The sequence below is a fragment of the Bacillus sp. FSL K6-3176 genome (genome assembly GCF_038003325.1).
In the GTDB taxonomy this organism is placed as follows: domain Bacteria; phylum Bacillota; class Bacilli; order Bacillales; family Bacillaceae; genus Bacillus; species Bacillus altitudinis.
Genome location: NZ_JBBOOX010000001.1, coordinates 2,613,598 through 2,628,663 on the forward strand (window position 1 = coordinate 2,613,598; position 15,066 = coordinate 2,628,663).

The 15,066-nt window shown below is 41.4% G+C and carries 11 protein-coding genes; 1 reads left to right on the forward strand and 10 read right to left on the reverse strand.

What is annotated here, in order from left to right; genetic code table 11:
• Position 1: 1 nt before the first annotated feature.
• The 3 genes from icd to MHB38_RS13605 all read right to left on the reverse strand — a co-directional run bounded on the left by icd (position 2) and on the right by MHB38_RS13605 (position 3,378).
• A complete protein-coding gene (gene icd / locus MHB38_RS13595; protein ID WP_008346060.1) occupies positions 2-1,273 on the reverse strand; it encodes an NADP-dependent isocitrate dehydrogenase in 1,272 nt (423 codons plus the stop codon).
• 146 nt (positions 1,274-1,419) lie between these two features.
• Positions 1,420-2,538, reverse strand: a complete 1,119-nt coding sequence (gene citZ / locus MHB38_RS13600) for a citrate synthase (protein WP_008346063.1) — start codon at positions 2,536-2,538, stop codon at positions 1,420-1,422.
• A 375-nt stretch (positions 2,539-2,913) separates the two neighbouring features.
• Positions 2,914-3,378 (reverse strand): DUF441 domain-containing protein, encoded by a 465-nt coding sequence (locus tag MHB38_RS13605; protein ID WP_017367832.1) that lies wholly within the window; start codon positions 3,376-3,378, stop codon positions 2,914-2,916.
• A gap of 100 nt (positions 3,379-3,478) precedes the next feature.
• Between MHB38_RS13605 and ytvI the strand changes: the two genes are divergently transcribed.
• Positions 3,479-4,597, forward strand: a complete 1,119-nt coding sequence (gene ytvI, locus MHB38_RS13610; RefSeq protein WP_008346068.1) for a sporulation integral membrane protein YtvI — start codon at positions 3,479-3,481, stop codon at positions 4,595-4,597.
• Between the two features lie 24 nt (positions 4,598-4,621).
• Here ytvI and MHB38_RS13615 read toward each other — a convergent pair whose 3' ends face one another.
• The 7 genes from MHB38_RS13615 to dnaE all read right to left on the reverse strand — a co-directional run bounded on the left by MHB38_RS13615 (position 4,622) and on the right by dnaE (position 15,051).
• Positions 4,622-5,011, reverse strand: a complete 390-nt coding sequence (locus MHB38_RS13615; RefSeq protein ID WP_007501703.1) for an FxsA family protein — start codon at positions 5,009-5,011, stop codon at positions 4,622-4,624.
• A 100-nt stretch (positions 5,012-5,111) separates the two neighbouring features.
• Positions 5,112-6,872, reverse strand: coding sequence for a pyruvate kinase (gene pyk, locus MHB38_RS13620; RefSeq protein WP_008346071.1), 1,761 nt, complete (start codon positions 6,870-6,872; stop codon positions 5,112-5,114).
• 27 nt (positions 6,873-6,899) lie between these two features.
• Positions 6,900-7,859 carry a 6-phosphofructokinase gene (gene pfkA, locus MHB38_RS13625; protein WP_017358271.1) on the reverse strand — a complete coding sequence of 320 codons (960 nt, stop codon included), beginning with the start codon at positions 7,857-7,859 and terminating at the stop codon, positions 6,900-6,902.
• Positions 7,860-8,198: 339 nt separating this feature from the next.
• Entirely contained in the window at positions 8,199-9,176 is a 978-nt protein-coding gene (gene accA / locus MHB38_RS13630; protein ID WP_017358272.1) for an acetyl-CoA carboxylase carboxyl transferase subunit alpha, read from the reverse strand.
• Complete coding sequence (gene accD, locus MHB38_RS13635; protein ID WP_008346077.1) at positions 9,161-10,036, reverse strand: acetyl-CoA carboxylase, carboxyltransferase subunit beta; 876 nt, start codon at positions 10,034-10,036, stop codon at positions 9,161-9,163. The genes accA and accD overlap by 16 nt, the downstream gene beginning before the upstream one ends.
• Before the next feature lie 305 nt (positions 10,037-10,341).
• Entirely contained in the window at positions 10,342-11,574 is a 1,233-nt protein-coding gene (locus MHB38_RS13640) for an NAD(P)-dependent malic enzyme (RefSeq protein ID WP_007501712.1), read from the reverse strand.
• A 141-nt stretch (positions 11,575-11,715) separates the two neighbouring features.
• Positions 11,716-15,051 (reverse strand): DNA polymerase III subunit alpha, encoded by a 3,336-nt coding sequence (gene dnaE, locus MHB38_RS13645; RefSeq protein WP_341003684.1) that lies wholly within the window; start codon positions 15,049-15,051, stop codon positions 11,716-11,718.
• Between the last annotated feature and the right edge of the window lie 15 nt (positions 15,052-15,066).

Sequence of the window (15,066 nt, forward strand, 5' to 3'; positions counted from 1 at the left end):
ATCAAGACAAGTTTTTGATGAGCTCGTCAGCAAACTCAGAACATTTCACTTCTGTTGCACCATCCATTAATCTAGCAAAATCGTACGTGACGACTTTAGATGCAATTGTTTTTTCAACAGATTGAATCACTAGATCAGCAGCTTCTTGCCATCCAAGGTGCTCAAGTAAAAGCACGCCTGATAGAAGAACAGAAGATGGATTCACTTTATCAAGACCAGCATATTTCGGTGCTGTTCCGTGAGTCGCTTCAAAAATAGCGTGTCCTGTTTCGTAGTTGATGTTTGCACCAGGTGCGATACCAATTCCACCAACTTGTGCTGCAAGTGCATCAGAGATGTAGTCTCCGTTTAAGTTCATTGTTGCGACAACATCGAACTCAGCTGGACGAGTTAAAATTTGTTGAAGGAAAATATCTGCAATGCTGTCTTTGACAATGATTTTGCCAGCAGCTTCTGCTTCACTTTGCGCTTTGTTTGCCGCATCTTTTCCATCTTGTTCTACAATACGATCATATTGTGCCCATGTAAAGACTTTGTCGCCAAACTCTTTTTCAGCCACTTCGTAGCCCCAGTTTTTGAAGGCTCCTTCTGTAAATTTCATGATGTTTCCTTTGTGAACAAGTGTCACAGATTTACGGCCTTGGTCAATCGCATATTGGATCGCTGCTCTGACAAGACGAGATGTTCCTTCTTCAGAAACTGGTTTGATTCCGATACCTGATGTTTCTGGGAAACGGATTTTATTCACACCTAATTCGTTTTTCAAGAAGTCGATTAACTTCTTCACTTCGTCTGATCCTTTTGCATACTCGATTCCTGCATAGATATCTTCAGTGTTTTCACGGAAGATGACCATGTCTGTGTCTTCTGGACGTTTCACAGGAGATGGTACGCCTTGGAACCAGCGAACTGGACGTAAGCATGTGAATAAATCAAGCTCTTGTCTTAGTGCCACGTTCAATGAACGAATTCCTCCGCCAATTGGTGTTGTCAGTGGTCCTTTGATCGCGATTAAATATTCACGAATGTCTTCAAGTGTTTGCTCTGGAAGCCACTCGCCCGTTTTATTATAAGCTTTTTCACCTGCATATACTTCTTTCCAAGTGATTTGCTTTTCACCTTTATATGCTTTTTCTACAGCTGCTTCAAGAACTCTTGATGCTGCTTTCCAAATGTCAGGACCGATTCCGTCCCCTTCGATAAACGGGATAATTGGATTATTTGGTACATTCAATACGCCGCCAGTAACTGTAATTTTTTCGCCTTGTGACAATGATATTACCTCCCAGGTTATGTAGTGAATATTTGAAACTTCCAAGCTTGATGTCTGCAAGCCAAGAAGTTTTTCACGTGATTCGTTTTTTGTTGATATGGAGGCTGATTGGTTTAGATGGATCAGCCTCCGCTATTCTATAAACATTAGTCTCTTTCACTGATCGGAACAAACGTTTGAAGATCAGGTCCAATATAGTCAGCTCTTGGACGGATCAGACGGTTGTTGTCATATTGCTCTAAAATGTGAGCAATCCATCCAGAGAATCGGCTGATCACGAAAATTGGTGTAAACAAGTCATGATCAATCCCAAGACTGTGATAGACAGAAGCAGAATAAAAATCAACATTTGGTGGAAGATTTTTCTCTGATGTCACGATTTCCTCTGCGCGTACAGACATTTCATACCATTTTGGCTCGCCTGTGAGATTTGTTAAGCGCTGGCTCATTTCTTTTAAATGTTTTGCACGCGGGTCACCCTGGCGGTAAACGCGGTGGCCAAAGCCCATAATTTTCTCTTTCTTCTCTAGCTTACCATGAATATAGGAATCTACGTTTTCAACTTCGCCAATTTCTGAGAGCATCTTCATTACGCCTTCATTCGCGCCGCCATGAAGTGGTCCTTTCAATGCGCCGATAGCTGCTGTTACACCAGAGTAGATATCTGATAGTGTAGCAACACATACACGTGCTGTAAATGTCGATGCGTTTAATTCGTGATCCGCATGTAGAATGAGCGCTTTATCAATCGCTTCAATTTCTACTGGTGAAGGCTCTTCGCCGTTTAGCATATATAAGAAGTTTGCAGCATAGCTGTATTCTTCTTTTGGCTGTACAGGCTCAAGTCCCTTTCGAATACGTGAGAATGCAGCTACAAGTCCAGAAATTTTCGCTTGTAAGCGAATGGCTTTTCTGTAATTTGCTTCTTTGTCCATAATCTCTGATTCGTCATCAAGTAAACCTAATAAGGATACCGCTGTACGAATCGCAGACATTGGATGAACCCCATCCAGCGAATAAGATTTAAAGTGCTCAATGATCTCTTGCGGAATATGAGCATTTTCATTGAGCTGCTGCTTTAACTCGCTTAGCTCCTGCTCATTCGGCAGCTTTAAGTGCCATAACAGGTAGACAATTTCTTCGAAAGTCGCTTTTTCAGTTAAATCATCGATATTGTACCCTACATAAGTAAGAGTATCATCAATAATTGAGCTTACGGATGAAGTTGTTGCCACGATACCTTCAAGACCTCTTGTTGCTGTCATGTTCAATCTCCCCTTTTTAAAAAGATTCCCCTTCGTTGCAAAATTCTCGCTTTTTGAAAGCGCTATCCAACCAAAATAGGCTGGCAGGTTTAGAAAAGAAAATGCTTACATTTACCTATACGGTTAGAGCGCTTTTAGCCTCATATCTCGTGTTTGATCAATGAGTTCAAAATTAAGCCTATTCCCATTATAAACAATAATCAGACATTTGTTAAATGTTTAACTATAATTTTTTTTGATATTTTTTTTTCCAGCCTTCCGGTTCGGGCATGGAATAAAGGGATTTTGCTTCTTTTAATATATTTAATTATGTTTTTTTGCAAAAGCTCACGTCAGAAAAAATATCAAAAGAAAGTGGCATGAGCCACTCTCTTTTTAACCGCTGAAAAATTTCACTGCTTGCATCGCTAAATAGGCAATTCCAGCACCAATCAGCGGGCCAACAGCCACACCTTTGAATAAGCTGACTGCCAAAATCGTACCGAATACAAGTGCTGCGGTGATATGCGGATCGTTTTCGAGTAGCACAATGCCGTTTTTTGCAATTAATGCTACTAATATACCCGCTCCGAGTGCAATCCAAGCATAAGAGGATTTCATTGCTTCTCCAAGCTGTTTAAATCCAATGTCCCCTGTTGCGATCGGTACAAGCACTGCGATCGTGATGACCGTCACACCCCAATTGATACCTTTTGATTGCAGAACCGGGAAAATTTTTTGATCTAATCCAATGAGTTTAATCGCAATCAGCACAGAAACCGCTAAAATTAACGAATTGTTCTTCGCTATGAGTGCAATGACGAGTAAAAGAATTAAAAATAAATTGGCTTGAGTGAACATATGCCGCCCCTTCCTTTCTTTTTATTGCGACCTTTTCATATTACTAATCTTTTTGAATAAAATGAAGTATCGGACATGCTTGTTTTTTGGAGGGGATTGTGTGAATCACACGTATGTGGCCATTTTTTTGCGAAGTTTGATGATTTTCAGCATCGCCGTTTGTGCGGTTGTTTTTTTATATCAGTCTTTTCCGTTTTTATATCCATTTTGGATTGCATTTGCCGTGTCGTGTTTGATTCATCCAGCCGTATGTAAAATCGAAAACATGACCGGGATGCCAAGAGGTTTTGTTGTCATCATTGTGCTATTACTCTTTTTAGTGGTAGCAGCCGGATTCATGACACTTTTAGTAGCGGAAATCATTTCAGGAAGTGCTTATTTAGCAAAGGTACTTCCAGGTCATCTTGACCAAATGATTGGGATCGTGGAACGTTTTTTCACAGATCAGATTTTGCCTTTATATCATGATTTGACTGCTCAATTTAATACTCTTCAAGCAGGTCAAAAGGAATCGATTTTAGGACAAATCCAAGCACTTGGTGACGAAGCAGCGGCAAAAATCGGGACTTTCCTTTCAAAAACTCTTGAATTCATTCCAGCTTTTTTAGGTCTTTTGCCTGATGCAGCAGCGACGCTTTTATTTTCCGCACTAGCGACTTTTTTTATCACAAAAGATTGGTTTACGTTAAAAAAATATGGTTCTCGTATCTTTCCCGCCAAATGGATGCTTCATACACGTGCCATTTTATCTGAAATCAAAAAAGCCATTTCTGGCTTTATGAAAGCCCAGCTTCTCCTTGTTGCCATGACCATTGGTATCGTGCTGATTGGACTTTTCATCTTAAAGGTCGAGCATGCGATTGTGATCGCTCTATGTATTGGTCTAGTTGATTTACTTCCTTACATCGGCAGTGGCACGGTTTTTCTTCCGTGGATCATTTACTCCGCCATGACAGGAAATCTTTCACTCGCCATTGGACTGGGCATTTTGTATATTGTGGTGCTCATTCAAAGACAAATATCAGAGCCAAAAGTCTTAAGTAAATCAATCGGTCTTAATCCTTTAGCAACACTCGTGGCACTGTTTGTCGGATTAAAATGCTTTGGTTTTCTTGGACTTGCACTCGGTCCCGCTTCTCTTGTCGTTTGGCAGGCGTTTCGTAATGCAGGGGTTTTCAGAGACCTTTATCAGTACATTCGGTATGGTGCGCAAAAGTAAAAGAGACCTGATGCGAAGGTCTCTTTAGCGTATAATCGTATAGCGTTTGCGATTGGACATGTTTCTAAGCCAGCGCTCAAAGAGCGGTTTGATCCGTTTTCTTGTCATGGGAATGAGCAGAACAGCCCCAATCAGATCAGAAAGGAATCCAGGTATGAGCAGCAGCAAACCACCGATCAGAATGCAGAAGCCATCGACAATGGTGGCCCCTGGCATTTTGCCATATTGTAAATCTCGCTGCACTTTCTGAAATGCTTCTATTCCTTGTTTTCTTGCAAAGTAAGCACCTAGTGCACTTGTCAGCACAATGACTAGCATCGTTGGTAAAATACCAATGATGTTACTTGAGATTAAAAATAAACTAATTTCAACTGCTGGGAACAGAATCAATAATAGTAGAAAATATTTTTTCAAGCCATATCACCTCATGGGGTCTCTTTCATCGAAAGCTGTTTACTTTTTTTAGTGTAACATAAAAAAAGAGAGGAGTCAGACAACTCCCCTCGTGTGTGATTTAAAGGACGCTTGCACGGCCTTTGTAGATCGCTCCGCGTGCTGGATCTACTGTAATCTCTTCGCCTTCTTTTAGAAGTGTTGTGGCACTGTCGAGACCAACAATGACTGGAATGCCAAGACTAAGCCCAACGACTGCTGCATGGCTTGTTAAACCGCCTTCTTCCGTGATAAGGGCAGACGCTTTTTCTAAAGCACCCATCATGTCACGATCTGTGCAGTTTGCGACAAGAATCGCACCATCGTACATTTTTTCCTCTGCTTCTTTTCCGCTTTGTGCAATAACAACCGGTCCAAATGCAGATTTGCGGCCAATTCCTTGACCCTTCGCAATGATGTCACCGACAACATACACTTTCATTAAGTTGGTTGTACCTGTTTCACCAACTGGCACACCAGCTGTAATCACGATTAAATCACCATGTCTTACATAGCCTGTTTCAATTGACTTTTCTACTGCATTCTCAAGCATTTCATCAGTAGATGTCGTTTTTGAACCGCTCTTTGCAAATACACCGAATACGAGTGAAAGTTTTCTTGCCACTGATTCGTTTGCTGTGACTGCTACGATTGGTGCTTTTGGTCTATATTTTGAAATCATTCTCGCTGTATGACCGCTCTCAGTAGGTGTCACAATTGCCGCCACATCAAGCTTCATAGCTGTGTGCGCAACAGATTGACCGATCGCATCTGTAATGCTGACTTCTACTTCTTCGCTTCTGCGAGAAAGGATCGCTTTATAGTTAAGTGCTTCCTCTGAACGTGAGGCAATGTTGTGCATCGTTTGCACAGCTTCAACTGGATATGTTCCTGCTGCTGTTTCACCAGATAGCATGATCGCATCTGTACCATCAAAAATAGCATTTGCCACATCACTTGCTTCTGCACGAGTTGGACGCGGGTTACGCTGCATGCTATCCAGCATTTGAGTTGCTGTGATGACAGGCTTGCCTAAACGGTTGCATTTTTTGATTAGCATTTTTTGAACAAGCGGTACTTCTTCTGCCGGAATCTCTACACCAAGATCTCCACGCGCGACCATCAGTCCATCTGATACCTCAAGGATTTCATCGATGTTATCAACGCCCTCTTGGTTTTCAATCTTCGGAATGATTTGAATGTCAGCTGCGTTGTTCTTTTCAAGTAGCTCCCGAATTTCAAGAACATCAGAAGCTCGTCTTACAAAAGAAGCTGCGATGAAATCGACACCTTGTTCAATTCCAAACAGAATATCATTGGCATCCTTTTCTGTAATACCCGGCAAGTTCACACTCACACCCGGTACGTTGACACCTTTTTTATTTTTCAGTGTGCCTGTATTCATTACTTTTGTGACGATTTCTTTTCGGTCCTTATTTAATTCTTTTACTTCTAGACCAATCAGACCATCATCTAATAAGATGGTTGAGCCCACTTCTACATCATGAATTAAATCTTCGTACGTCACACTGATTTTTTCAGTGTTTCCCACAATGTCTTCCATACTCACGATAAGATCAGCACCAGCAACTAACTCAATTGAGCCGTTTTCAACTGTGCGTGTACGGATCTCTGGACCTTTTGTATCAAGAAGGATCGCAATGTCCTTGCCTAAAGTTTTACCTGCTTTGCGAATGTTTTCAATACGTGCACCATGCTCTTCAAAATCTCCATGAGAGAAGTTTAGTCTGGCTACATTCATTCCTGCTTCAATCAATTCAGTCAGCTTTTCAATGCTTTCACTTGCTGGACCGATTGTACAAACGATTTTTGTCTTTCTCATTACTGTTCCTCCTAAGGTCTTCTCGTTTTATATAGAGAGCTCTTGTGAAAGTCGGTACATATTTTGATCGACTGTATGCTTTTTATCTAAGATGTCTAAAATATCGTGATGAACGAGTTCGTTGCTTTGAATGCCTACACAGCGTCCGCCTCTTCCTTCAAGAAGAAGTTCTACTGCATACGCTCCTAAGCGACTTGCGAGCACTCGGTCAAACGCACTTGGAGAACCTCCACGCTGAATATGTCCTAAGACAGATACACGCGTTTCAAGGCTTGTCTCCTCTTCAATTCTCTTACCAAATTCGACACCGCTGCCTACGCCTTCTGCGACGATGATGATACTGTGCTTCTTGCCGCGCTCATGTCCTCTTCTCAATCTGGCAATAATTTCGTCCATGTCATAGTCTGCTTCAGGAATCAAAATCGATTCAGCTCCGCCTGCAAGACCTGACCAAAGGGCAATATCCCCTGCATGTCTTCCCATTACTTCCACTACGTATGTACGTTCATGAGATGTGGCTGTATCACGAATTTTATCAATGGCATCAATGACTGTATTTAGTGCTGTATCAAAGCCAATAGTGAAATCAGTACCAGGAATGTCATTGTCAATCGTGCCAGGGACACCTACACATGGAAAACCGAGCTCTGTTAATTTCTTCGCTCCCATGAATGAGCCATCTCCACCGATGACAACAAGTCCTTCAATACCGAATTTTTTTAAGTTCTCAATCCCTTTTTCACGACCTTCAACTGTCTTGAATTCAGGACATCTTGCCGTGTAAAGTTTTGTTCCTCCACGATGAATGATATCGCCTACTGAACCTATTTCGAGTTTCTCAATTTTACCGTTAATTAGACCTGAATATCCATTATAAATACCGTAAACTTCTACATTATGGTAAATTGCTTTCCTTACAACTGCGCGCACAGCTGCATTCATTCCTGGGGAATCCCCACCGCTCGTTAAAACTCCTATACGCTTCATCTTTTTCACCTCAGAGACCATATATGAATTAAACATACCATTTCCACTGCTTGAAAACAATCATGAGCAAAACCGGATGTTTTCAATACGAATTTCTAAAACCGTACTTATTATACAATTAAATAAAATGTTTTTAAACAAAAGTTAAGAAAGTCTTGAAAGCACTTTGTTCAAAAAACAGTTGTTTCAAGTCCTCTAAACCTTGTCAAATCAACGTTTTCAGACGTTTCAAATTTTATGAAAACAAAAGAAAATTATTTTCAAATAGCGCTTACATCAGATCGTTTTGATGAAAAAAGACGAAAAAAATAAACGCCAGCCAAAAGGCTGTACGTTTATTTAGTTTACCCCAATATATTGATTTTCAATCGATACTTTGCCGATTGCTTTGTATTTTTGATATCTTTGTTCGACTAATTCTTCAGGCGATTGTTTGAGCAAAGATGTAAGTGACTGTTTTAATGTTTTTTCAATGTAGGCTGCTTGTTGTTTCACGTCTCGGTGTGCTCCACCTTGCACTTCTTTAATAACATCATCTATAATATCTAATTCTTTTAGGTCTGGAGCGGTAATTTTCATTGATTCTGCAGCTTTTTTTGCAAGTGATGAGTCCTTCCAGAGCAGTGCTGCTGCACCTTCAGGTGAAATCACTGAATATGTTGAGTTCTCTAGCATAAATAGGTGGTTTCCTACGCCTAAGCCTAGTGCTCCGCCACTTCCGCCTTCTCCAATGACAATACAGACAACCGGTACACGAAGTCCTGCCATTTCGAAAAGGTTTTTCGCAATTGCTTCACTTTGCCCGCGTTCTTCAGCTGCTTTACCAGGATAAGCTCCTTTTGTATCAATAAAGCAAATGATTGGACGATTAAATTTATCTGCTTGTTTCATCAAGCGCAATGCTTTACGGTAACCTTCTGGATGCGGCATCCCGAAATTACGGCGCAAGTTTTCTTTTGTGTCTTTTCCGCGCTGATGACCAATGACTGTGACAGGAAGTCCTTTAAACGTGGCAATTCCTCCAACGATGGCTTCATCGTCGCCATAAAAACGATCACCGTGACATTCGAAAAAGTGATCAAACAGCTCTTGAATGTAATCGAGAGTTGTTGGGCGCATCGCATGACGAGCAATTTGCACTCTGTCCCACGGCTTTAAATTTGTATAAATGTCTGTTTCAAGCTTACTCAGACGCGTTTCAAGGCGCTCAATTTCCGCACTTAAATCCATCTCTGAGTTTTGTGTGAACTTTTTCAATTCATCAATTTTCGCTCGAAGTTCAATGACAGGTTTTTCAAATTCTAGTTCTCCAGCCACTCTCGTTCACCTCCTGTGCTGTGTAATGCTAAGATTTGGCCTAATGTTTCTTTCATTTCTGCACGGTGAATCACAGCATCTAGCTGACCATGCTTCATTAAAAATTCAGCCGTTTGGAAGTCCTCTGGTAGGTCTTCACGAATGGTTTGTTCAATGATTCTGCGACCAGCAAAACCAATTAATGCACCAGGCTCTGCAAAGTTGTAATCACCGAGAGACGCAAAACTAGCTGATACACCGCCAGTTGTCGGATTGGTCATCACAGAGATAATCAGACCTTGATCCTCGCTGAACAGCTTTAATGCTGAACTTGTTTTTGCCATCTGCATTAGACTAAGAATCCCCTCTTGCATTCTTGCTCCTCCAGATGCAGTGAAGATGATAAATGGCACCTTGTCCGCTTTTGCTTTCTCAATAGCTAATGTAATCTTTTCACCAACAACTGAGCCCATGCTGCCCATACGGAACGTGGCATCCATGACAGCAATGACAGCACTTTGACCTTTAATTTCACCTTTTCCTGTTACGATGGCTTCATTCAAAGATGTTTTTTCTCTGTCTTTCTGAAGCTTTTCTTCGTAGCCTGGGAAACCGAGCGGGTTCTCAGAAATGAGGTGACCATTAAATTCTTCAAATGTGCCTTCGTCTACAAGGCTTTCAATACGTTGTTTTGCATTCATTTGCAAATGTCTGCCGCAATTCATGCAAACACGTAAATTTTTATCTAGTTCTTTGGTGAGCATTATTTTTTTACATTGCGGACATTTGGTCATGATGCCTTCAGGCACATCTTGACTTGCCTGTTCAGAGGGTACAGATGCATATTTTTTCTTTTTACTGAAAATATTCTTGATTGACAAATGACTACCTCCCTTTTTGAAGGGTTTTTTCTTTACACGCACATCCACTATTATAGGACATGTCATAACTGTACCGAAACTATTGTACTTTTTTTGTCAAACGCTGTCATCCTTCATTCAATTTTTTCAGTGGGGAATTGATGAGAAATGAGTATAGGTTTGGGGCGCTGAGTAGTTGGTATATGTGAATTGTGAACGTCTACAAAAAAATCTCATTTAGGATGAAAAAAATTTCGTATAAGAGAGGAAATGGTGCACGTTTTTCCTCCAATTTCAGAAAAAACGTGCACACTTTCCCATTTCGATTACTCGCCGATAATCGTTAATTTTCTTGTTTTTTCTGCAACAGCTTCTGGGTCTACTTTGATTCTTGAAACGCCCGTTTCCATTGCTGCTTTTGCCACTGCTTTGGCTACCGCTGGCGCTACTCGTGCATCAAATGGTGCAGGGATAACGTATTCCGCTGACAATTCTTCATCTGATACAAGGGAAGCAATCGCTTCAACAGCTGCAATTTTCATTTCTTCGTTAATGTGTGTCGCACGTACATCAAGCGCCCCGCGGAAAATACCAGGGAATGCAAGGACGTTGTTCACTTGGTTCGGGAAGTCAGAACGGCCAGTTCCTACAACACTTGCACCTGCTGCATGTGCATCTTCTGGCATGATCTCTGGGTTTGGATTAGCCATTGCGAAGATGACAGGATCTTTTGCCATTTTCCCAACCATTTCTTTAGTTAAAGCACCTGCTACTGAAACGCCGATAAAGACATCTGCGCCTTCAATCACTTCTTCTAAAGAACCTTCTTTACGATCTTGGTTCGTGAATTTAGCTACTTCATTTTTCACTGCATTCATACCATTCGGACGGCCTTCATAAATAGCGCCTTTTGTATCACACATGATGATATCACGTACACCGAAATGATAAAGAAGTTTGATAATCGCAATTCCTGCTGCTCCAGCGCCGTTAGCAACCACTTTAATTGAAGACATTGATTTTCCAGACAGCTTCAGTGCATTCACAAGTCCTGCCACTGTTACAATCGCTGTCCCGTGCTGATCATCGTGGAAAACAGGAATGTTTGTCTCTTTTTTCAAACGCTCTTCAATGATAAAGCAGTTTGGTGCTGCAATATCTTCAAGGTTCACGCCGCCAAACGTTGGCTCAAGAAGCTTCACTGTTTCAACGATTTTGTCTACATCGTTTGTTGCAAGTGCGATTGGGAATGCATCAACACCTGCAAAGCTTTTGAATAAGACAGCTTTTCCTTCCATTACTGGAAGAGATGCTTCAGCCCCAATGTTTCCAAGCCCTAACACAGCACTTCCATCTGTGACAACAGCGACCATATTGCCTTTCATTGTATAATCATACACTTTGCTTGTGTCGTCATAAATATCTTTACATGGCTCTGCCACACCTGGTGAGTAAGCCAAGCTCAAGTCTTTCGCATTTTTCACTTGTACCTTTGATTTTGATTCGAGTTTGCCTTGATTCTCTTTGTGCATATGTAATGCTTCTTCTCTTAATGACATGTGATGAACACTCCTTCAAGTGGAAAATGATTTAATGAATTGCTAAGTTGATAAGCACATACTTGGCAGTTTAAATACACAGAATCTTTAAAATGATAACACAATAGGTGAAATTGTAAAACATATTCAGACGATTTGTCATCATTTAATCACAACGTTTTGTTCACCTAGCAGCTCTTTTAACTGGAAAATGACCGCATGATCTGCATGAACTTTGTATGCATCTGGAAGTCTCATCGTCTTTTTTTGCTTTTCATAATACAAATAGACATCTGCTTCTCCGCTGTGCATGGAGATCACTCGCTTCACTTGTTCTAGCAGCTCCTGCGTATGGTTCTCTTCTTTGACTCGAATGTAGACAGATTCTTTTCTTTTAGAGCCCATCTCTTCCAGTAGAACAGCTTCTTGCACGATGATTTGACTGCTCTCATTTCTGACGTCTATTCTACCTTCAACATAAAGCATTGCGCCCTCCTCAAGTAAGGGGGACAGCTTTCTAAATTGCTCTGGAAAGACGACACCTTCCATTTCTCCCGTTTCATCCCCGAATGTGACAAATGCCATCGATTGTCCATTTTTTGTCCGAATCGATTTCACCTTTGTCAAAAGACCACCCATTGAGATCTTTCGCTTTATATAGGAAGAAAGTCTGATGATTTCCACTGCACCATTCTCTCTCAAACGATCTCGATACGCTTGTACTGGGTGATTTGATAAATATAACCCAAGTGCTTCTTTTTCAAATTGCAGGAGATCAACAAGCGGCAGTTCGTCTATCTCCGCATATTTTGGCTTAATGGAGAACGTTGTATCCCCAAGAAAGTCTAGTTGATCCTCAGGTGTTAAAAATGACACATGGTCTAACGCAATATCTATCGATGCTAATAACGAAGCACGATTTGGATGAAGCTCATCCATTGCCCCTGAGAAAATGAGGGCTTCAATCGTTTTTCGGTTGACACTCTTTGTTGATACCCTTGCGCAAAAATCAAATAAATCTTCAAATGGCTTTTCCTGTCTTGCTCTGTATATATCCTTTACAGCTGACACTCCGACATTTTTGATCGCTCTTAAGCTGTAGCGGATCTCCCCTTTTTCAACCGTGAATGGAAATTCGCTCTTATTAATAGAAGGCTTCAACACAGATATCCCTTTTTCCTTTGCCTCATAGAAATATTGAGCCACTTTGTCTTCATTTCCAATCACACTCGTTAAAAGACCGCACATAAAATATAACGGATAATGCGCTTTTAAATAAGCAAGCTGAAAGCCGATCATGCTATATGCAACAGCATGGCTTCTATTAAAACCATAGTTTGCAAATTTGACGATTAGGTCATAAACGTCATTTGCAATGTTAACAGGATACTCCTTTTTTAGGCATCCTTCAACAAAATGGCTTCGCTCTTCATCAAGCACCTTTTTATCTTTCTTTGAAACGGCTCTTCTTAGTAGATCGGCCTCGCCCAGCTGAAAGCCTGCCATCTTTGCTGCAATCAACATGATTTGCTCCTGATAGACGATGACCCCATATGTATCCTTTAAGATGTCATACAAATCTGGATGCGGGTAGGAGACTTTCACTCTGCCATGCTTTCGGTCGATAAAGAGCGGGATATTCTCCATCGGCCCCGGGCGGTATAAGGCATTGACAGCCACGATATCTTCTAGACTAGAAGGTTTCAGTCGTCTCAGCACCTGACGCATACCTTGTGATTCGAGCTGGAAAATCCCCGTTGTATCTCCCGCTGATAACAAATCAAACGTTTTCTGATCTTCATATGAAATGTCACTAAAGTTAATGTGGACGTTTTCCTGTCTTTCAATCTGGTTTTTAATGGATTCAATTAATGTTAAGTTTCTCAAACCTAAAAAATCCATTTTCAAAAGACCGAGATCTTCTAAATAATTCATCGCATATTGCGTCAAATACACTCCATCATGGCCTTCTTGAATAGGCACGACTTGTGTGAGCGGCTCCTCACTTAGGACAACGCCGGCTGCATGTGTTGACGTATGTCTTGGTAATCCTTCTACTTTTAAAGCGGTTTGAAACACTCTTTGCAGCTCTTCAGATTGCTGGAGCAGTGTTTTTAATTCTGAGGAGACTGTCACCGCTTCTTTCAGTGTCGTCCCTGGCTTTGATGGGATGAGCTTTGCAAGGCGGTCTGCTGCTTTTGAATCAATTCCCATCACACGTCCGACATCTCTTAAAGCTGCCTTTGCGGCAAGTGTTCCAAACGTGACAATTTGCGCCACATGCATATCCCCATATTTGTCTTTTACATATGAAATGATTTCATCTCTTCTCGTGTCAGGAAAATCGATATCTATATCTGGCATGCTGATGCGTTCAGGATTTAAAAAACGCTCAAATAAAAGCCCGTGACGGATCGGATCGACATCTGTAATAAACAGAACATACGCAACTAAAGAGCCTGCTGCTGATCCCCGGCCAGGACCTGTTACAATGCCATGATCATGAGCATACTTCATAAAATCCCACACAATGAGGAAATAATCACTGAAATTCATTTTTTGAATGATGCTCAGCTCATACTCAAGCCTTTTGATATATGTGTCATTTGAAGCAATCTGTCTTCGTTTCATGCCTTCTTGGCACACTCTTCGTAAAAATTGATCAGCTGTTGATTGATCAGGCGTCGGATAGGTTGGCAGTTTCGTCTGGCCAAGATTTAAATCGACCTCGCAGCGGTTTGCAATCTCAACCGTTCTTGCCAGCAATTCTGGTTCATCACCATACCACTTCATCATTTCTTCGATCGATCTGAAATGCTTGTCTCCTTGGTCTTCCTCAATTTCTGATAGCTGCTGGCCTGCTTTAATGGCTTTTAAACATGTATATGCGGTTTTGTCCTCTTGATGGATATAGTGGACATCACCTGTTGCCACAAGCGGGATGTTCGCTCTTTTTGAGAGTTCCCTTAGCTTACGAGACAGCTCTTCGCCCTGCTGAAACGGCTGAACGGCTAAATACACATGTTCCTCACCAAAAAGATCTTTTAAATGGCTGGCTGCATCCCTTGCTTCATCTAGCTGATCATGTTGCAGCAGCGTTTCAATATAGCCGGATACGCCTGGTGTGATGGCAATAAGGCCATGATGATAGGCTTTCAGCCATTTCTCTTTCAGGCCGGTTTTTGACTTTGATTTCAAGACACTGCTAATTTTGATCAAGTTTTGATAGCCTTCATTGTTTTTGGCAAGGAGGATCAAAGGATAAGCCTCTGTCTCTTGTTCATCTATGAAGACAGAAGCTGTTAAACCGATAATCGGTTTGATGCCATGTGTTTTACATTCCTTATAAAATTCAACCGTTCCATACATCACATGGTCATCGGTAAGAGCGAGCGCTTGATAGCCAAGTTCTTTCGCCTTTAATACGAGCTCCTTGACCTTCGCTGCACTGCTCAACAAGCTGTATCCACTGTGGACCTGAAGATGAACATAGGACATGCTTAATCCACTCCT

What these genes read in the sequence shown, in the direction of transcription:
- citZ (WP_008346063.1), bottom strand. Translation starts at nt 2,538, where the DNA reads ATGACAGCAACAAGAGGTCTTGAAGGTATCGTGGCAACAACTTCATCC.
- MHB38_RS13605 (WP_017367832.1), bottom strand. Translation starts at nt 3,378, where the DNA reads ATGTTCACTCAAGCCAATTTATTTTTAATTCTTTTACTCGTCATTGCA.
- pyk (WP_008346071.1), bottom strand. Translation starts at nt 6,872, where the DNA reads ATGAGAAAGACAAAAATCGTTTGTACAATCGGTCCAGCAAGTGAAAGC.
- pfkA (WP_017358271.1), bottom strand. Translation starts at nt 7,859, where the DNA reads ATGAAGCGTATAGGAGTTTTAACGAGCGGTGGGGATTCCCCAGGAATG.
- MHB38_RS13640 (WP_007501712.1), bottom strand. Translation starts at nt 11,574, where the DNA reads ATGTCATTAAGAGAAGAAGCATTACATATGCACAAAGAGAATCAAGGC.
- dnaE (WP_341003684.1), bottom strand. Translation starts at nt 15,051, where the DNA reads ATGTCCTATGTTCATCTTCAGGTCCACAGTGGATACAGCTTGTTGAGC.